The sequence below is a fragment of the Microbacterium resistens genome (assembly GCF_031456305.1).
GTDB lineage: Bacteria > Actinomycetota > Actinomycetes > Actinomycetales > Microbacteriaceae > Microbacterium > Microbacterium resistens_A.
The window spans coordinates 14,765-31,186 of record NZ_JAVDUM010000009.1 but is presented as its reverse complement, the minus strand read 5'-3'; the positions used below and the strand labels follow the sequence as shown (position 1 = coordinate 31,186).

Annotated in this window: 23 protein-coding genes and 1 tRNA gene; 10 read left to right on the top strand and 14 right to left on the bottom strand. The window is 67.0% G+C overall.

Annotation, left to right across the window (positions count from 1 at the left end; all coding sequences use genetic code 11):
- The first annotated feature begins 100 nt into the window (after positions 1–100).
- Positions 101–173, top strand: a tRNA-Thr gene (locus J2Y69_RS10740).
- 38 nt (positions 174–211) lie between these two features.
- Here J2Y69_RS10740 and J2Y69_RS18080 read toward each other — a convergent pair.
- Positions 212–523: a DUF3263 domain-containing protein gene (locus J2Y69_RS18080; protein WP_396653084.1), complete on the bottom strand. Its 312-nt coding sequence runs from the start codon at positions 521–523 to the stop codon at positions 212–214.
- Positions 520–657, bottom strand: a complete 138-nt coding sequence (locus J2Y69_RS10735; RefSeq protein ID WP_310020463.1) for a hypothetical protein — start codon at positions 655–657, stop codon at positions 520–522. The genes J2Y69_RS18080 and J2Y69_RS10735 overlap by 4 nt, the downstream gene beginning before the upstream one ends.
- A 94-nt stretch (positions 658–751) precedes the next feature.
- On the opposite strand from J2Y69_RS10735, the gene J2Y69_RS10730 reads away from it, so the two are divergent.
- From J2Y69_RS10730 to J2Y69_RS10695, 8 genes are all read left to right on the top strand, one after another.
- Positions 752–931 carry a hypothetical protein gene (locus tag J2Y69_RS10730; protein ID WP_310020461.1) on the top strand — a complete coding sequence of 60 codons (180 nt, stop codon included), beginning with the start codon at positions 752–754 and terminating at the stop codon, positions 929–931.
- A 111-nt stretch (positions 932–1,042) separates the two neighbouring features.
- Complete coding sequence (locus tag J2Y69_RS10725) at positions 1,043–1,774, top strand: hypothetical protein (protein ID WP_310020459.1); 732 nt, start codon at positions 1,043–1,045, stop codon at positions 1,772–1,774.
- Between the two features lie 28 nt (positions 1,775–1,802).
- Positions 1,803–2,096, top strand: coding sequence for a hypothetical protein (locus J2Y69_RS10720; protein ID WP_310020457.1), 294 nt, complete (start codon positions 1,803–1,805; stop codon positions 2,094–2,096).
- 32 nt (positions 2,097–2,128) lie between these two features.
- On the top strand, positions 2,129–2,368 hold the full coding sequence (locus tag J2Y69_RS10715; protein WP_310020455.1) for a hypothetical protein: 240 nt from the start codon (positions 2,129–2,131) through the stop codon (positions 2,366–2,368).
- Between the two features lie 105 nt (positions 2,369–2,473).
- Complete coding sequence (locus tag J2Y69_RS10710; protein ID WP_310020454.1) at positions 2,474–2,821, top strand: hypothetical protein; 348 nt, start codon at positions 2,474–2,476, stop codon at positions 2,819–2,821.
- 21 nt (positions 2,822–2,842) lie between these two features.
- Complete coding sequence (locus tag J2Y69_RS10705) at positions 2,843–3,226, top strand: hypothetical protein (protein ID WP_310020452.1); 384 nt, start codon at positions 2,843–2,845, stop codon at positions 3,224–3,226.
- On the top strand, positions 3,226–3,588 hold the full coding sequence (locus J2Y69_RS10700; RefSeq protein ID WP_310020450.1) for a hypothetical protein: 363 nt from the start codon (positions 3,226–3,228) through the stop codon (positions 3,586–3,588). The genes J2Y69_RS10705 and J2Y69_RS10700 overlap by 1 nt, the downstream gene beginning before the upstream one ends.
- Complete coding sequence (locus J2Y69_RS10695; protein ID WP_310020448.1) at positions 3,585–4,031, top strand: hypothetical protein; 447 nt, start codon at positions 3,585–3,587, stop codon at positions 4,029–4,031. Before J2Y69_RS10700 ends, J2Y69_RS10695 begins: the two co-directional genes overlap by 4 nt.
- A gap of 174 nt (positions 4,032–4,205) precedes the next feature.
- On the opposite strand, the gene J2Y69_RS10690 is transcribed toward J2Y69_RS10695, so the two are convergent.
- The 5 genes from J2Y69_RS10690 to J2Y69_RS10670 form a co-directional block, all read right to left on the bottom strand.
- Entirely contained in the window at positions 4,206–4,490 is a 285-nt protein-coding gene (locus tag J2Y69_RS10690; protein WP_310020446.1) for a hypothetical protein, read from the bottom strand.
- A 9-nt stretch (positions 4,491–4,499) separates the two neighbouring features.
- Positions 4,500–4,787 (bottom strand): hypothetical protein, encoded by a 288-nt coding sequence (locus J2Y69_RS10685; RefSeq protein WP_310020444.1) that lies wholly within the window; start codon positions 4,785–4,787, stop codon positions 4,500–4,502.
- Positions 4,788–4,830: 43 nt separating this feature from the next.
- Positions 4,831–5,529: a M15 family metallopeptidase domain-containing protein gene (locus J2Y69_RS10680; protein WP_310020441.1), complete on the bottom strand. Its 699-nt coding sequence runs from the start codon at positions 5,527–5,529 to the stop codon at positions 4,831–4,833.
- A 67-nt stretch (positions 5,530–5,596) separates the two neighbouring features.
- Positions 5,597–6,652 carry an SGNH/GDSL hydrolase family protein gene (locus J2Y69_RS10675; RefSeq protein WP_310020438.1) on the bottom strand — a complete coding sequence of 352 codons (1,056 nt, stop codon included), beginning with the start codon at positions 6,650–6,652 and terminating at the stop codon, positions 5,597–5,599.
- Positions 6,649–8,100, bottom strand: a complete 1,452-nt coding sequence (locus tag J2Y69_RS10670; protein ID WP_310020436.1) for a LamG-like jellyroll fold domain-containing protein — start codon at positions 8,098–8,100, stop codon at positions 6,649–6,651. The genes J2Y69_RS10675 and J2Y69_RS10670 overlap by 4 nt, the downstream gene beginning before the upstream one ends.
- A 41-nt stretch (positions 8,101–8,141) precedes the next feature.
- Here J2Y69_RS10670 and J2Y69_RS10665 point away from each other — a divergent pair, with 41 nt between their 5' ends.
- Positions 8,142–8,561, top strand: a complete 420-nt coding sequence (locus J2Y69_RS10665) for a hypothetical protein (protein ID WP_310020435.1) — start codon at positions 8,142–8,144, stop codon at positions 8,559–8,561.
- On the opposite strand, the gene J2Y69_RS10660 is transcribed toward J2Y69_RS10665, so the two are convergent.
- The 7 genes from J2Y69_RS10660 to J2Y69_RS10630 all read right to left on the bottom strand — a co-directional run bounded on the left by J2Y69_RS10660 (position 8,536) and on the right by J2Y69_RS10630 (position 16,323).
- The gene (locus J2Y69_RS10660) at positions 8,536–9,576 is read right to left on the bottom strand and encodes a hypothetical protein (protein WP_310020433.1); all 1,041 of its coding nucleotides are present in this window, start codon (positions 9,574–9,576) and stop codon (positions 8,536–8,538) included. The genes J2Y69_RS10665 and J2Y69_RS10660 overlap by 26 nt on opposite strands.
- Positions 9,576–10,643 carry a hypothetical protein gene (locus J2Y69_RS10655; RefSeq protein ID WP_310020432.1) on the bottom strand — a complete coding sequence of 356 codons (1,068 nt, stop codon included), beginning with the start codon at positions 10,641–10,643 and terminating at the stop codon, positions 9,576–9,578. The genes J2Y69_RS10660 and J2Y69_RS10655 overlap by 1 nt, the downstream gene beginning before the upstream one ends.
- Positions 10,644–10,654: 11 nt before the next feature.
- Positions 10,655–11,311, bottom strand: coding sequence for a hypothetical protein (locus J2Y69_RS10650; RefSeq protein ID WP_310020431.1), 657 nt, complete (start codon positions 11,309–11,311; stop codon positions 10,655–10,657).
- Between the two features lie 92 nt (positions 11,312–11,403).
- On the bottom strand, positions 11,404–14,334 hold the full coding sequence (locus J2Y69_RS10645) for a phage tail tape measure protein (RefSeq protein WP_310020430.1): 2,931 nt from the start codon (positions 14,332–14,334) through the stop codon (positions 11,404–11,406).
- 288 nt (positions 14,335–14,622) lie between these two features.
- Complete coding sequence (locus J2Y69_RS10640; RefSeq protein WP_310020429.1) at positions 14,623–15,075, bottom strand: hypothetical protein; 453 nt, start codon at positions 15,073–15,075, stop codon at positions 14,623–14,625.
- 21 nt (positions 15,076–15,096) lie between these two features.
- Positions 15,097–15,855 (bottom strand): IPT/TIG domain-containing protein, encoded by a 759-nt coding sequence (locus J2Y69_RS10635; protein WP_310020427.1) that lies wholly within the window; start codon positions 15,853–15,855, stop codon positions 15,097–15,099.
- A gap of 84 nt (positions 15,856–15,939) precedes the next feature.
- Positions 15,940–16,323: an HNH endonuclease gene (locus J2Y69_RS10630; RefSeq protein ID WP_310020804.1), complete on the bottom strand. Its 384-nt coding sequence runs from the start codon at positions 16,321–16,323 to the stop codon at positions 15,940–15,942.
- Positions 16,324–16,422: the final 99 nt, after the last annotated feature.

The following is a 16,422-nucleotide window of genomic DNA, read 5'->3' as shown; positions in this document are numbered from 1 at the left end:
GCTATGCACGTTCGGCAGATTTGAATGTGCGGGGTTAGTGCGGGATCGGCTACCACCGAACTTGACCGGATGCCCCTAGATCCGCGGAATTCCGTGGTTCGCCGACTTGGCGCAATTGGTAGCGCACCGTACTTGTAATACGGGGGTTACGGGTTCGAGTCCCGTAGTCGGCTCTGATGATCCCTTGGGAGAGTAGGGGAGACGGGTTTTTCTACTCCAAGTTGTTCGCTCGAACCCAGCGGAAACCCAGCGGAAACGCGAAACTCGGCGTTCGGGCCTGCCGCGCGGACGCCGAGGCGGTTCTATAAGCCGCCTCCCATGGTCGGGTGGTGTGGCGTCCTGGCTCGCGTGCCCGCCTCGCCGTGATCGGGTCCGCAGCAATACCTTCGGGGGGGCGTGCGGCACGGTCGAGAAGGATCACGTACCGGGCCGGGGTGAGCCCGAGGGCACGGATCGCGTCGTCTTTCACGCCACCCCATCCCGGATGTGCAGCCTCGAACGCGAGGATCTCGACGGGGCTCACGAGTCCCACAGGCTTTCATCGTCGGGGTCGATGTCGTCATCCATCCACGCGGTCCGATCCGGCCCACGGAGTGAGCACACGATCGCCTCAGGGGGGAGCGGGGGCATGTCGTCGGCGTGGACGTAGTCGATCATGTCCCAGGCTGTCACGGGATGTTCTGTCACGAGTGGGCGTCCGTCTTTGCGCATGCCGGGATACTGCCACCGGGCACCGACATACGCTGGTCCTGTGACCGACCTCGACGATCCCGCCTTCGACGCCGCAACCTGCCCTGACTGCGCTGTAGCGCTCCGCGACCAGGACGGCGGGCTCGTCTGCCCGGCGTGCGGATGGACGATCGACGCGGGTGACGCGGAGGTGCCGGCGGCGTTCGACGGGCCAGACGTAGACGAGTGGCGGGGTGTGTAGCCCGCCGCTGGAACCGTGGCGGTCGCGATGTTGCAGGCGGACCTCAGAGTAGACCGGACGCGCCGCGACGCTCTATGATCCGGAATACGGGACGGCGCTCAGGCGCTGCAAATGATGGCCGAAGAGAATAGAGAGACGTCCTCGATGGCGGCAGAGCAAGACGGTCGCGAGGGCGCCGACGAAGGAACAGAGGCATCGGATCATGACTACCGTGAGCAACGCGATCTTGAGAGGCGCGCGCCGAGGGACATGGATGGCCGTCTCGGCGGACCCGAGCCATCTTCGAGAGATGAGCAGGCGGGCCGCGTCCATCGACTACACGGCATCAGCGATCGAGATGGTGGGAGAGACGATGGAGACGGTTCTGGCGCAGTCCCCCTCCCGGCGCAGACTGGATTCAGCCAGGTAACCCACGAGTTCACTGTCCGGAAAAGCCCATGGCTGCCCCCTGAGGAGCTTCGGGCATATCACGAGATTGATCCGGAGTTTGCGCGCGGGATCATCCACACCGTCACGGCCGCGCAGCAGGCCCGCATCGACGCGGAGCTCATACCCATCCGCGCTGAAGCGTGGTCTCTCAAGGTAGCGACCCTCGGGGTCACCTTCCTCCCATGGCTAGCGGCCATCCTCGCAGTCTTCTTCGTCGTGAACGGATTGGACACGGCAGCCCTGATCTCCGGCCTCTTCTCCGCAGCAACGGGCGGGGTGCAGATCATCCAGGCGGTCCGCCGCCCGCGAGTAGTCGAGGTCCCCATCCCCATATCCGAACCAACTCAGGCCCTGGATAAGACGCAGCCGAAGCGCAAGGGCAATGGGAAGAAGAAGCCCAAGAAGCGTCGCTGATGTCCACGGCCGGGCGTAGCCTCCCTGCGTGCATGTGATCCAGCTCTCCGAGAGGTCGCACCTCGTCCTCGATGACACGGTGCGCCCGCGGTGGCTGATCGTTGAGGGGCCGATGGTGCGCCGCGAGACCGGGGAGACGCACCTGGTACATCGGGTCGAGTGGTGGCACCGCGACCCGAAGCGCCGGCACATCGTGGCGGTGTGCGAGGGGATGGTCGCCGCCCGCACCTGGTGCGCCGCTGAGATCGACCGAGTCCGGCAGGACCAGGAGGCGCTCTCCGCAACGCTCGACATCCGCAACCAGGTCCCCGGCTCCCGCTGACCAGTGTCCGTGCCCCGCCCTACGCTGGAGGGATGCTCATCGGCTCCATCCGCCCCATCGAGACCCGCACCGTCGAGACCACCGCGACGAGCCTGCCTGAGCTGATGGCGGAGATCACCGCGCAGGTCCCGCCCGGATGGGAGATCGACTCCGTCCCCGCCCGGCGGATCGTGCGCCGTGATGGCGTGACCGAGATCGAGGCCGAGGACATGGAAGCGCTCCGCGCGCGGGTCCCGGAGGGGCATCAGCTCCTCACGGTGAGGCGAGTCTGAGGATTCTTCGACGCACCCCTTGACCCCCATTCCACATTGTGTGTAATCTTGGGATATCGGGAGGAAGCCATCAGGGCACGCCTCACCAGGACAGGAGTCCACATCATGAGCATCAGCTCCACTACCTTCACCGAAGCTCAGCCGGTTCGGGAGTCCCGCGCCGCACGCCGCGCCCGCCAGGAGGCCGGCCTTCCCGCCGAGACGGTCGAGGTTCAGGTCACCGAATGGACGATCGACGGGGTCATCGACCGGATCGAGCTGGGCCAGTTCGCGGTCGTGATCGTCGGTGATGCACGCATCCAGATGGGCCTCGGCGAGGCGGCGGATGCTCGCACCAGCCGGCTGTTCCAGGTCGGGGATCGGGTGCGGATGGTCACTCGGGAGCGCCGCGAGGACGGGCTCTTCGAGGGACACCGGTACGACGACGCTGCGCTGATGCACGTGGACGCCTGAGGGGTTGTGAGGATCATGGATATGGATCTGCATGCGGGGTCGTCGGCCGCTGGCGTCCTCGCGGTCGTCGCACTCGTCGACAAGGGCCTGGCGGCGTCGATCGCGGAGGCGTCCCCGATCGTCGAGGTGGTCTTCGACAGTGAGGAACGGACCGGTCACACGTCCGCGGAAGTGCTCGGGATCACGGTCTCCGCGGAGGTCGCTTCCCGCACGCAGGGGCGGATGCTCCGGCTCGCCGCGACGGTCGTGCAGACGACGATCGGTGGCCTCTCCGGCGGTGAGGGTTGGGGGGAGCAGAGTCAGCACGTGTCGCGTGGTGTGCTCACCCCCGATGAGGCCCGCACGATCGGTGCTCTCGTCTCGGCTGGTCTCCTGCCGGTGCGCGCTTCCTGGAGAGAGATCTGATGGGCGACATGACTCCGGCGACGTTCCGATCGGTGCTGGAGGCCACCGGGTATGGTGACGACACGGACGCGGCACGGGCGCTGTCGAAGTCCCGGTCTATGGTCCAGAAGATGAAGGCCGGCCAGGCACCCATCTCGCCAGACGTCGCAGATGCGGTGCGGGGGATCCAGGATGCGTACGCGGACGCGCGTGATGCTGCCCTCGCCGCGGCACCGGCAGAGCTTCGGGTCTGGCGTGGCGGCCCGGCCGACAACGACGCGAGCTGGCAGGAGACAGGGCGTCCCGCACGGTGGCACAGGATCATCGCCGCAGAGTGCTACCAGGAGCACGGGACACGAATCCTCTGGGTCGAGGAGCCATGACCGCCCTGCCCGCCGAGATCGCCGCGCAGATCCCTGCCGGCTACTCGGTGCGCTGGAAGCCTCCCCGGGCGCAGGCGATCGGATCCGACGGGTCCTGGATCATCACCCACGACACGATCGACTGGTCCCGACCCGTGACCAGCCCAGCCCTGATCCTCCCCACCATCCGGGAGCACATCGCCGCAGGCTCCCCGCCTCGGATCCTTCGGCTCACGAAGGCGCAGGAGCTGGAGAGGGCGGTGCGGGAGGAGGTCGCGCGGGGGGATGCCCTGGACGTCGTCGCCCGCCGGCACCGGCTCGAGGTGCAGGGCGTACTCCGGATCACCCGCACCGTCCGGCATGCAGCCCGGCCGCGATTCGAGGACCAGCCCTCCCGGATCGGGCAGCCCCCGCAGCCAGGCCGTGTCGCACCAGGTCGTGTGCATTTCGAGCCTGAGGAGTAGGCTCCACCTGAACGCTCCCCGCATCGCGGGGATGATCCGCCTCTACCTCGTGGGGGACGATCCTGGTCGGCTCTTCGCCGGCTCTTGCTCCCTGCGTAAGCAGGGATCGCCGGACACGACGAAATCGCCCCGCCTCTCCGAAGAGAAGCGGGGCGGTGTCGTGTGGGGGTGGGGTCAGCGGAGGTCGCGGCGCAAGAGGACGCTGGCGTCGGGTCGGGGGACGTTGGGGACGGTCACGACGAGACCGAACGCGGCCGTCGCCAGGGACACGACAGCGTTGACGAGGCCGATCACCCGGGTCGGGATGTCGGTGCCGGCCGCGATCTCCGGGAAGAACGCGAACACCAAGGCGGCGATGCCGGCGGCGACGGACAGGAGGTAGAGGCCGATGCCGAGGCCCAGGCGCACCTGGGGGCTTCGGATGACGACGTTGGGGGTGATCTCGGTAGGGGTGGACATGATCCTCCTTCAGGGGATGACGTTGATGAGGGTGATGAGGAGGCCGAGCAGGGAGCCGAGGCCGACGACCGCGCCGGATGCGACGCCCACGATCGTCCACGGCGAGGACCGGACCGGGGCCGTCGTCGACTTGAGCTCTTTGAGCTCCCGGTCGTAGGCGGTCCGCCATGCCTCGAACTCGGCGCGGGTGACGAACTGGGAGCCGAGGTCGTGGACATCGCCGCGCAGATCGCGGACATCGACGGTGAGGGTCTTGAGGAGGCGGACGACCTCGGGCATGGTGTAGTCGTCCGTCATGGCGCGACCACCTCCGCGCGTGTGGTCGTGTGCCCCTCGGGCATCAGGCCAGACCGGGGAGGGTCGCGTCCCACTCGGCCAGCGCGCGGTCGTCGCTGATCGTCGGGACTCCGGGCATCGGGTCCGGGCTCACGAATCGGGCGAAGAGCTGCGACTCGGGCGGGTTGGAGCGCATGACGGCGTAGCAGCCGCCGCGGCGACGTCCGGCCTGGCCCTGCACGTTGATGTAGCTGATGGTCATCTCGTCCTCCTCAGGACTCGTAGGGGTGGTACTGCTGGTGGGTCCCGGGAGTCCGATCTGCGGATCCCAGTCGATGATGTGCCAGGGCTCCCAGGGGAAGAACCCGGGCTCGAAGCCGTGCCGGCGGCAGGCGGCGTACCAGTCGTCGCGGTCGAGGACTTCATACCCGCCGACGTCGATCGCGAGAGATTCCTGCCCGTCACGATCGCTGCCCGGCTGGATGTACCTGCCGCCGTGGGAGGACCAGCCGGGGTCGGCGGCGTCCTGGCAGCGCCCCTCCGCGCACGCCTGCTCCTTCGCGTGCACCTGATTCGCGAGGGGCCTGTACGCGTTGTAGCCCGGGACGATCCAGATGATCACGCCCCAGGTCTCGTACACGTACTGCTTGAGCGCGAGCCAGCGCCCGCAAGTAGCGGCGGACAGCCAGGCATCATCGCCCTCCTGCCCCGGCACCTGCACCAAGACCGAGAGCGGGATCTCCCCGTTCGGATAGTCGGTCATCGAGAGTCCTTTCGTAGGGACGACGAAGCCCCGCCTACGTGGGGCGGCGGGGCTTCGCTGTCTTGGGCTAGATGGGGATGGGTGTGCCGTCCGGGCCGCAGATGTACTGCCCGGACGGGCCTCGGGATCCGATCGCCGCGCGGGCGAGGTCCGCGAGACGCGGGCTGAGGTCGGCCAGGTTGATGTACCCGTACGGGTGGAGGCTGTCGGAGGCGTCCGCCGTGTTCCACCATCCGGTCGTGTCGATGTAGGACACGCGGGCTGGGTCCGCGCAGCCCGCCACGCCCGCCTCGATCGCTGACGCTTTCCGTTGCACCCACCCGGGGAGGATCAGGATCGGGCATGTCGACAGGGTGTTCGCGAGTAGCCAGTTGCAGAGGGTGATCGTGTCCGCAGTGACCGTGGCGTCCGAAGATGAGAGGTCGTTGGAGCCGATGTGTCCGATCACAACATCCGGGGGGTCGGTGGTGAGGTCCCTTGCCTCCGTGTCCCACAGGTACGGGAGGCTGTCCGGGAACTTCGGCACACCGCCGGACCCGGTCCGGGTGATGCCGGTGGCACCGAATCCGACGACCCCGACCTCCGCGCCGAGCGCTGCCCGCAAAGGGTAGGCCCATGCGGTGCGGGAGTCGTTGCGGAGGACGTCGGTGGCGGCGTTCATCTGGAGGCCGCGGACGCCCTCCGTGATCGAGTCGCCGAACAACAGCGCGCGCAGCGGGTACTTGCGGACGTCGCGGGTTGTGACGGTCACGTCGGCGGTGATGCCGGTGATGATGACCGCCGTGTTCTGGGGTGCCGCCCACCGTGGGGCGCTCTCCGTCGTCGCGATCACGACGACCTCGACCAGGTGAGATCCGTAGGTCACACCCGAGGGCATCGTGACCGGCACGGACGCGGCGACGGCTGAGTCCTGCCACGGTCCACCATCGACCCGGATCCCGACCCGGGACACCGCGGCCGGCTGATTCGTCACATCGAACGTGACGGCGAGGGCGCTCGGGTTGCCAGTGAAGAACACGCTCAGGTACGCGCCCGCGCAGATCGTCTTCGCCCCAGCCCCCGTGACCTTCCACGTGTACGGGGAGTACGCGATCTTCGGGTCCGTCATGGCGATCGTGCTCATTCGGGCACCTCGATCCACCGATCTTTCGGCAGCCAGTCGGTGGGCTGCACCGGGCCGAGGTAGGTCACCGCGCCGCCGGGAGCTCCGGACGGGCGTGCCGGGTACGCATGCCCAACCCCCGCATACGAGTACGCGGTGCTGTTCATGTGCGCGAGGACCAGGGTGTTCGCGTCCCATGCGAAGGCCGCACCGGGGGGTGTGAACGCTGCCGTGTAGCGGGCGGTCTTGCTGATCCGGACCTCATCGATCAGCCCCGCAGACCCCGCCCCGTACCAGTCGAACGAACTGGAGACGGACAGGCCGCCGAGGCGTACCGCGGAATCCCATGCGGCGGGTACCGGGGTGCCGGCCGCAGCGCCCGATGCCACCGCCCCATCGATCCAGAACCCGACCACGGTGGTCGCGTTGGATGCGCGGGTGAACGTCACCGCGATGTGATGCCACGCGCCGTCACAGATATTGGTGGTGCTCGTCCACCGGCGGTTCGAGTCCGTCGTGGCGCTCGCGTACCCGGTCGTTGCGTCACCCGCGACGTAGAGCCCCTGCCCGCTGAGAGCGAAGAACACGCGACGTGACGCGCCGGTGGGGAGGCCGGCGGCTTTCACCCACCCCTCGATCGTGTAGGTCACACCCGAACCGGGCTCCACCACCACACCGCCACCGGAGGCCGTCACCGACCCGGCCGACAGGGCAGTCCCGAACCGGCCCGCCGCCGTGTATGCGGGTGCGCCGGTCGCCGCGGCTACCGTCCCCGCCACCTCGACGGTGCCTGCCGTCGCCCACACGAGCGAGTAGCTGAGATGCTGGGCAGCCATCGCATCCGTGACCGCCTCAGCCGCAGCCTCAGCCACCTCAGGGTGGTCAGCGATCTTCGCCGTCACCCGCTCATCGACCGCGTTCCGCGCGTCGGTGGGGGTACGGATCGCCATCGCCATCGTCGCCGGGGCTGCCAACGCGAGCCGACCGACAAGGACCATCTGACTTGCGACCATCTGTCCATTCCTCACCGGCGACCACACCGCGGCGCCTTCATCGGTCACGTTCAGCAGATCGATCCAGACCAGACCGCCGACGATCGGGGGCCCGTATGCGGCGACGATCGCGCCGGGAGGGAAGTTGTTCGCGAGGTCGCTGATGTTGCCGCCGTTGCCGGGGACGACGAGGAAGTCCCACTCGGCGTACTGCCAGTCCCACCGCTCGGGGAGCTGCACGGTCGGGTCGATCAGCCACCGCAGCACGGGCTGGTAGTACACGGATGTGTCCGCCTCCAGCTGCACCGTGAACGCGCCGTCCGCCTGGAGGTTCGCTTTCACCTCGACCGCGACGAGCAGGCCCGACGACCCGATGCCCTCCGTCTTCGGCCGAAACCAGAGCTCGGGGTGCATCTCTGGCGGGATCGGGACGCCCGCGAACGTCCATGCGTTCCCGTACACCTGAACCGTCGACATTGGGACTCCTCTCCCGCCGCGCGGGTCGATATGCTCAGGCCATGCGCTCGCACGCCCACTACACCGCCACAGCGGCCCTACTCCTACTCACCCTCACCGGATGTGCCAGTACGCCCACGGGGACCGCAGGAGAGACCACAGCGCCCGGAGCGAGCACACCAAGCCCGACGGCGACCGTCGCGCCGCTCACCGTCGCCCCTGCGCCGCCGCCCTCGGATGTCGAGGCGACATTTCTCTTTGAGCTGAGGAAGCGAACTGACATGCAAGTCGTTGTCGATGCTTCGGATGAACAGCTGCTCGCCGCCGGCCACGCGGCCTGTGACGCTCTCGCGGTCACGCCCGACATTGACGCGTTGCGTTTGGTCGAGGGGGAAGTTCCCCGCGACAACGGTCGATACTTCACAAGCGTTGTGATCGGGACACATGCTCAAACCTTCATGTGCCCGGAGACGAAGCAGTAGGCGCAGGGTCTTCGTCAGCCCTCGGGCTTTCGGTGGCAAAGTCAGCCCATCTGCGCTCCGCCTTGACGAGCCAGTAGAGGTCCCGTCCGGGCTCGCCATACAGCGTCATCTTCCCGTTGACGACCTCTCCGGCGCCCGCGGGGAACGGGCGGCCGACCGGGGTGGTCTGTACGGTCCGCCCCTCGATCTTGTTCAGCGCTTCGAAGTAGTCCGGCAGCGCTACGGTGGCTTCCCCATACTCATCAAGCGTCGCGCGGCCGGTGTACTCGGTGCCAGAGATGGGCGACTCCGTGGAGCCATGCCGTAGCCAGTGGTTCGCCTTTACAGGGTGGGCGATCCGGAAGTTCTTTACCCCGGGGACCTCCAGAGTCGAAGCAACGAGGTCACCTGCGATGGTCACGTCACCGAGAGTGACGATCTCACTCGTGGAGAGTTTGCCGATAACCCGAACGCCGCTTCCCCCTCTCAGCTCTAGCTGGGAGGAGGAGTAGACCTCTCCGCCGGAAGAGCCGCCGCCGTTGATCGAGATGTTCCCCACAAGGACCTGGCCGCCGCCCGTGGGCGTAATCGTCACTGCACCAGCAAGGATTCGTCCGAGCGCCACCGATAGGTCCGAGTTCAGTGTCGTCGCCCCGCTGATCGTCGTTGCACCGAGGATGGCGAGTGTGTTCCCGAAAGCGCTGGCGCCAGTCACATTTAGGGTGCCGGAAATGATCGTGTTTCCGCTGATCGTGACGGAGCCCGTGTAGGTGGTTGGTCCGGTGACGGACTGGGATCCGCGGAGGAACATGTCTCCGGACCAGTCGAATGTGCCGGTGCCTCTCAGGGTGCCGGAGACCTCCGCGGTGCCGGTGACGGAGAGCCCGCCGTCCTCGATGAGGATCCAGCCGCCATCGTAGACGCGCACGCCAGCACGGCCGATGGCCGCGTTCTGCATCGTCGCGACAGCGGAGGCGACCATGTTGCGGATCAGGTCTTCGATCGGCTGGACAAGCCCGGGATGGTCGACGCCCATCAGGCACCTCCTACTGGTTGTAGTCCGATGGTCTTCACCCCGGCCAGGTCGCCGCTGGTCTTCACGACCCGACGGAAGTACTGGCCGTCCGGGACCCATGCGTCGCCGGACATGAGGATGTTCATGGTGTCGCCGATATCGACCGGGTGGTCTGCGGGCACGGCGACGTCCCACTGTTCGGTAGGTCCGCCGTACATGCGCAGGTCCTCGAGGGTGAGCTTTTCGAGGTGCGGGCCGTCGGAGATCGTCTTCGACTGGGTGACCCGCTCCAGGAGGGGGAGACCCGAGGTTGCGTTCACGTTGGAGCGGGTGAGCATGTCCACCTCACTGCCTTCACCGACGCGGATCGAGTTGTTGATGACCCGGGAGGCGTCCTCCGTGACGGAGAGCTTCGTGACATCCCCGCGTGCGGCCGTCGCGTAGGCGTCCCAGGTGACACCTGAGGTCCATCCGATACCGGCGTGCATGTACCAGCCGATGGTGCCCGCGAACGGCACCCACGGGCGGAAGTACACGTCCAGGCCTTCGTCCATGAGCGTCTGAATGTGCTCCATCACGGTCCGGAGGTGGTAGCCGTAGTAGGTGCGGGTGACGACCGGTTCGACACCATGCCCGGGGATCGTGAGCGGGAAAGACGCCCACGGGATCCCCGTGTAGGTGTCCCGAGCCCAGACGATGGCAGCGTTCGCCTGGACGGCGAGCGACCCGGTCACTGTCGCCTGCCACCGTTCCGCACCCGAGACGGAGTGATCCACGGCGATGCGGCGGCGCAGCAGCGACCACAGGTCACCGAGCCCTACGGTGATCGTGTTCGACCCGCGGTTGTACGCCCGGCTGGTGATGTACCCGTCAAACTCGACCCGCCCAAACCTGTGGAGGGAGAGCTTTCGGGACCAGGGGCGGGTGAGGTCGCGGAGCGCGGCCGTGCTGAACGCACCCCCGAGAGGGATCGTCGCCTGCCCATCACCGCCCGCGGACAGCAGACGCTCCCAAGTGAAACGGGTGACGGGTATCCGGTCGATCGTGGTGCCGGTGATGCCGTCGCTGACTTCAACGTGATAGTCCACGGCACCCCCCTCTACGCGTAGGTGTCGGTGACCGCCGTCGTCAGGGAGGCTGTGGTTTCCGCGGAGAGGGTGTGTGTGACGCCGGGGATGCTCGGGCCGATGGTCCACGGCTCCCAGACGGTCACACCGCCCTGCACCCGCACACCATCGATCAGGAGACCCCCAGTCGCGGTGTTGATCGTGTGCGGATGCAGGGCGACCAGGGGGCGGGTGACCGCGATCCGCCGGCCTGACGGGCCGGTGATGGTGTACCCCCAGAAGCTCGCCCCGGTGACGGTGTGTACGGGCCATGCCGGGCGTGTGCCCCGCTGGATCGCCTCCACCCCGGCAGGAAACGTGCGGGTCTCGCCGTACAGGAACGGGTCATCGAACTCGACCTCGACCATCCACGTCCCCTCAGGGGCGAACCCGTGAGGGGTGAACTGGACGTCGGTGACCACACCCTGCCCGTGCATCCGGACACCCGGGTACTCGAGGGTGACCGTGATCTGCTGGGTGATCAGGTTGCGCAGCCGGTCCGCCATCGTCTCCAACACCGTGTGGGTGGGAGCGACACAGAACCCGGAGAAGCCGCCCACCCTTTCACGAAGAAACGACGGTGTCGTGAACTGCCCATCCGAGGAGGGACGGTCAAGCCGTTCCCGCTTCACAGCAGGCGGCTTGACCATCCCCTCCATATCCACAAGGTGAAACCCGCGGCCCCGATACCGGTCCCCGTAGGCGGTGAGCGACCCGAACCGGACGATCGCGCCAGCATCCATCACGACCTCCGGATGATCTTCGCCGTTGCCTCCTGGCCCTGATGGACCTGGACGTCGATGTACTGGAGGAGGTCGATGCCACCCTTGGACTGGACTGTCACACCCACAGCGGGTGCCGCAAGCCCATCCGCCCCGAACCCCCCGGACGCATACGGTGTCGCACCGGCAGGGATGTAGGTCCCGCCTAGGACTGATGCCGTTTCGGCCATGATCTGATCGGCCCGGGCACGCTTCGATGGCGCATGGGGAATGTAGGACTCCCCGCCGGTCTCCGGCTCAGCCCAGATCCGCACATCTCCGGCACGGGCGATCTGCGCGACATGGTTCTCCGGGCGGTAGATGTTCCCGCCAGCGTTGAAGCGGACAATCCCACCATCCGCGTAGGTCCCCATCCGGCCGTTGCCCGACGTGTCCCCGTTCAGATCGGGGAGCTGGGCGCGGTAGATGATCGTCCCCGACAAGGTTCCGTAGTTCTTCTGGAAATCGGTGATCGTCCACGCCGCTTCCGCGGTCTCGGCGATCATCTTCCACTCGGTCTCCGAAGGGATGCGGAGGATCTGATCAGCAAGCGCCCCCGCGGCCTCGCCATGAATTCCCAGTGCGTCGATGCGGTCCAGGAGCGCCTGCCGGGAATCCTCGAGCCTCTGCTTGTACGCCTCGGTGTTCCCATCAAGCGCGTACTGAGCTTCGGCCGCGTCGGCCGCGTTCTTCGCGAGATCGACGAGCATGCCCATGTTGTCCCGACCAGCCTGAGTGCTCTGATCGAGGGTCACGGCGTATCCATCAACACCGTCACGTGCGTTCTGGATCTGCTCATCGACCTTGGCGAGTGCGTCCTGATAGTCGATGTTCGACGTGATCGCGTCCTGCCCGACCCCGTTCGCCTTGTTGATCGTGTCGATCAGCTTCGACAGCTTCGACGAGAGATCCTCAACGGAATCCGCCTCAGCGATGTAGGCGTCCGCGGCGGACTTCGACGCGTCAACCCCCTCAGCGGTGGCATCCTTCTTGTCGCGTGCGACCTCGATCGACTCGGCCTGAGCGCTCTTCTCACCGAGGACGGCCTGGCGGACGTCGTCGGTAATGTTGCCGAGCTCGACCTGGCTGATCCCAAGCTCTTCCGCCTTCTTGGTGGCTTCTTCCGTCCCGAAGGTGTACTGCGACAGTTCGTCGTTGAGGGCCTTCATCTGGTCGGCGTTGCCCATGGCGGCGTCCGTGACCATGTCGACACCAACGCCGAGCATGCGCGCGTTGTCGATGACGCTTCGGCCGTCGAACACCCACCAGTCGCGCTTCGCGGCAAGGTTCGACGCGGCCATCTCGCGGGTGCTCTTGGTGACTTGGAGTGTGGCCTGATCGAGGGTGTCCGCGTAGGCCTGGGCCTTCGCACGGCCCTCCGCCTGAGCGGCCATCAGCAGCCCCACGACGGTGATGATCCCCGTGAGCGCGAGCCCCGCAGCACCACCGAGTACGGCAGTGCGGGTCATGCTCATGTTCGTCTCGTCGAGCTGTGCCTTCAGTTCGAGGAACTTCACGCGCGCGCCGACCGCCCCGCCGGCGAAGAGGAGCATCGCGCCGGCCGCAACGCCGAGGACCAGGGCGGTTCCCTGGACGACCGCGGGCGCCTCCCCGAACATGTCGACAGCTTCGGTGAGCCCCTGAACCATAGCCCGGAGGACATCGTTCGCGGCAGAACCGGACTTGATCAGGGCGGTATCGAACGCGCCGCCGAGCTTCTCGATGTCGCCGGCGAGGTTGTCCTGACGGATCGCGGCCTGACGGGCCGCATACCCGGACTCGTTGACCTCGTCCGTCCACTTCTCGACAGCCTCCGCACCGCCCTCGTAGAGGACGCGGGCGGCGGTGATCTGCTCGTTGCCGAAGATCCGGCCCAGTGCGGCGGACCGTTCCGCCTCCGTGAGCCCCCCGAACGCGCCCTTCAGCTGCTCGGAGATCGCGGCGAGGGACTTCATCTTCCCGCCGCCGTCGAAGATCTCGACGTTGTACTCCGCCATCGTCTTCGCCGCGAGAGCCGACGGGGACGTGAGCGACATGAGCACGCCACGCAGGCCCGTGCCGGCACGCTCACCCAACTGCCCCTGGGATGCGAAGAGCGCGAGGGTGCCGGTGGTCTCCTCAAGGGAGATCCCAAGCCCGGCGGCGACAGGGCCGACATACTGGAGGGCAAGGGCGAGGTCATCGACCGAGCCCTGCGCCTTGCCCGCACCAGCGGCGAGCAGGTCAGACACGTGCGACGCCTGCTCCGCCGGGAGACGGTACTGCTTGAGGGTGGTCGCCATGATCTCGGCCGACCGCGCCACCTGGAGTTGCCCGGCCGCGGCGAGAGCGAGGGCCCCGTTCAGGGACCCGCCGACGATGTCGGACACGGACAGGCCCGCCTTCGCGAGCTCCTCTTCCGCGTCGGCAGCCTCACGGGCCGAATAGGCGGTGTCCGCGCCCGCGTCGAGGGCCGCGTCAGCGAGCTTCTCCTGCTCAGCGACGGTCGACATGGTCGCCGCGCGGACGTTCGACATCGCCTGGTCGAAATCGGTGGACTTCACCACGGCGAGGGTGACCATCGCGGCGACGGCGGTCCCGGCGGCGAGCAGCGCGACGGAAAGCTTCTTCGCCGCGTCCGCCTGCGCCTCGGTCGCCTTCGTCTGCTCGTCTTGCTTCGGCTTCGCCTTACGGGACTGCTCGCCGACTTCCTCGGTGGCTTTCGCCTGCTCGGTGAGGGGTGGCTTCGCCGTCTTCGACTTCTTGGCGGTCTCGTCCGTGGACGTGCCGAGCGCGTCAACCTGAGGCGCTGCGGTGGCTGCTGCTTTGCCGGTCTTCTCGATCGCGGCGGACGCGTCAGCCTGGTCCTGCTTGAAGACCTGTGCCCCGACGGTCTGGATCTTGAACTGGAGTGCGCCGGCGTCGAAGCTCATCACCGACCGCCTTCCCGAACCATGACTCGGTATCGATCAGTCGCTCAACGGCGGTGCGGACGAAATGCCACGGGCGTGTGTCCAACGCCCGGTCAAGGTCAGAGATCAGCGCCGATTGGGCGAGGTCGAGTTCCACCTGGCCGAAAAGTTCAGGCCAGGCGATGCCCCACACTTCACGGGCGGTAAGCCCCGGGGCGGTGGGGGTTCGGGCGATGGCCACGGCACGTTGTTCCCGCCATCCCGGCGGGTACACGTACTCCGGGTAGACGCCGTTCTCGTCCGGGGTGCCTATGCCGAAGCGGGCGATGTCCTCCGGGCCAAGAGACCCAGCCGGGCGGTCAACGCCCCTCCCGCTTTTAGGGTGCCGGGGAGGCCCTCACCGCCCTCGATGTAGGCGCGGACCCCATCCATGCCCAGGATCGTCTGCCAGAAGAACGCGGGCATGATGATGCCCTCAGATTCCTCCTGCGACAGTTCCAGGCCAATGCGGGTGAAGTTCGTCTGCTGCTCCTCGGGCACTGGCTCCCACCGGCCCGTTTCCGGGCTCTGACGGGCACCGTCCACGGCGATGATCAGTGCGTTCGCCCACTCCTCAGCGGGCACACTCCCAGCAACTACGTTCAGGTACGTGTCGGTGATTTGAAGTCCCGCCCGACCCGGGAGGGGGCGGATGATGAAAGGATCATCCACCCCCTCCATGGTCAGGACGAGGTTGCGGCCTTGCTTCGCTGCGGTGATCATGAGGACCCTGCTTCCTGCCGATCAAGCGGCGACGTACGGGAACGCGGCGGAGGCCCCGAGCGCGGAGGTGACGATGATCGGTGCCGCACCGGCAACCGTCGCCGGGATCACGAGCACGATCGTGTACTGGTCGACGACGACGAACTCCGTCACCGCCTGACCATCCACGGTGATCCCCGTGGTCCCGGCGAACTTGTACCCGCGGACCACGATCTGATCCCCGACGGTCTGCCCTGCCGGGGTCGCGGACTCGATGATCGGCTCACCGGGACCCGCGAGCGGCGACGGCACCTGGGCGACGACACCGTCATTCGCGAGCGTGAACGTGACCACGCCCTTGTCCGCGTACCCGGTGTTCGCCTCGCTGTACGCGACGGAGAACTTCCCCTCGAGGACGGGCATGGTCTCGTCGAGCGCGTCGGTGAACAGCTGGAACTCGCGCTTGTTCGCCTCACCCTCCGAGAACGCAGCAGCGACGAGGTCCTTGAACCACGCCTGCGCGGCGACGATCTGCTTCGTGACCGGGTCGCGGACGACCTCGACGTTGAACGTCGGGGCGTAGTTGTAGCCGATGATCTCCGTCGAGGTGCGGCCCTTCGTCCCGTACACCTCACGCTGCTGCGTGATCGGGGACGGGTTCAGGGCGAGGTTGTTCACGTCGCCGGTGATGTTGATGAACGTACCGGCCTGCTTGAGGCGGATGAGTCGCTGGTGGGCGAGGCTCAGCGACCCCACGGAGGGGACGGTCGTGTCGTAGAGGGTGGTGTCCGGAGGGGTCATGCTGTGCTCCTTGTTTGATTCGATGGGGGTGTCGGCGCACGCCGACTAACCCCTCGCACTCGGAGGGGTGGTAAAGGGGGAGGGTCAGCGTAGTGCCGCGCTGTCGTACCCTGCCGGCCGGGATCGGGATGCTCCCGAGACGATTTTGGTGACATGACTAGTCGATATTTCGAACCTGGCGGCAATGGTTTTGCGTGAGTCGCCGTTCCTTGCCATCGCGTGGATCTGATCCACGTCCGCATCGGAGAGCTTCGCGTTGCCGTGGATCTCTCCATGCGGGAACCGTCCGCGTCCCTTGGCGTTCATATCGTCCATGTTCGCCTGGCCGTCCCCGAGGCTCAGGTGCTCGGGGTTGACACACCGCCGGTTATCGCAGGCGTGGAGAATGAACAGATCACGCGGGAAATCACCCACGAACACACGGTAAGCGACACGATGAGGTGGCTCGGTCCGCTCCGTAGTGCGCATGATCCCGTACCCGGTACGTGGGTTGATGCCGCCTCGCCATTCCCAACACGGCCCAATGGCGGTGACTCGATCGACGATGTCCCATCCGATGTGGCGGAG

What these genes read in the sequence shown, in the direction of transcription:
- J2Y69_RS10735 (WP_310020463.1), bottom strand. Translation starts at nt 657, where the DNA reads ATGATCGACTACGTCCACGCCGACGACATGCCCCCGCTCCCCCCTGAG.
- J2Y69_RS10725 (WP_310020459.1), top strand. Translation starts at nt 1,043, where the DNA reads ATGATGGCCGAAGAGAATAGAGAGACGTCCTCGATGGCGGCAGAGCAA.
- J2Y69_RS10715 (WP_310020455.1), top strand. Translation starts at nt 2,129, where the DNA reads ATGCTCATCGGCTCCATCCGCCCCATCGAGACCCGCACCGTCGAGACC.
- J2Y69_RS10710 (WP_310020454.1), top strand. Translation starts at nt 2,474, where the DNA reads ATGAGCATCAGCTCCACTACCTTCACCGAAGCTCAGCCGGTTCGGGAG.
- J2Y69_RS10705 (WP_310020452.1), top strand. Translation starts at nt 2,843, where the DNA reads ATGGATCTGCATGCGGGGTCGTCGGCCGCTGGCGTCCTCGCGGTCGTC.
- J2Y69_RS10700 (WP_310020450.1), top strand. Translation starts at nt 3,226, where the DNA reads ATGGGCGACATGACTCCGGCGACGTTCCGATCGGTGCTGGAGGCCACC.
- J2Y69_RS10695 (WP_310020448.1), top strand. Translation starts at nt 3,585, where the DNA reads ATGACCGCCCTGCCCGCCGAGATCGCCGCGCAGATCCCTGCCGGCTAC.
- J2Y69_RS10690 (WP_310020446.1), bottom strand. Translation starts at nt 4,490, where the DNA reads ATGTCCACCCCTACCGAGATCACCCCCAACGTCGTCATCCGAAGCCCC.
- J2Y69_RS10685 (WP_310020444.1), bottom strand. Translation starts at nt 4,787, where the DNA reads ATGACGGACGACTACACCATGCCCGAGGTCGTCCGCCTCCTCAAGACC.
- J2Y69_RS10680 (WP_310020441.1), bottom strand. Translation starts at nt 5,529, where the DNA reads ATGACCGACTATCCGAACGGGGAGATCCCGCTCTCGGTCTTGGTGCAG.
- J2Y69_RS10675 (WP_310020438.1), bottom strand. Translation starts at nt 6,652, where the DNA reads ATGAGCACGATCGCCATGACGGACCCGAAGATCGCGTACTCCCCGTAC.
- J2Y69_RS10670 (WP_310020436.1), bottom strand. Translation starts at nt 8,100, where the DNA reads ATGTCGACGGTTCAGGTGTACGGGAACGCATGGACGTTCGCGGGCGTC.
- J2Y69_RS10665 (WP_310020435.1), top strand. Translation starts at nt 8,142, where the DNA reads ATGCGCTCGCACGCCCACTACACCGCCACAGCGGCCCTACTCCTACTC.
- J2Y69_RS10660 (WP_310020433.1), bottom strand. Translation starts at nt 9,576, where the DNA reads ATGGGCGTCGACCATCCCGGGCTTGTCCAGCCGATCGAAGACCTGATC.
- J2Y69_RS10650 (WP_310020431.1), bottom strand. Translation starts at nt 11,311, where the DNA reads ATGGTCAAGCCGCCTGCTGTGAAGCGGGAACGGCTTGACCGTCCCTCC.
- J2Y69_RS10645 (WP_310020430.1), bottom strand. Translation starts at nt 14,334, where the DNA reads ATGAGCTTCGACGCCGGCGCACTCCAGTTCAAGATCCAGACCGTCGGG.
- J2Y69_RS10640 (WP_310020429.1), bottom strand. Translation starts at nt 15,075, where the DNA reads ATGATCACCGCAGCGAAGCAAGGCCGCAACCTCGTCCTGACCATGGAG.
- J2Y69_RS10635 (WP_310020427.1), bottom strand. Translation starts at nt 15,855, where the DNA reads ATGACCCCTCCGGACACCACCCTCTACGACACGACCGTCCCCTCCGTG.
- J2Y69_RS10630 (WP_310020804.1), bottom strand. Translation starts at nt 16,323, where the DNA reads ATGCGCACTACGGAGCGGACCGAGCCACCTCATCGTGTCGCTTACCGT.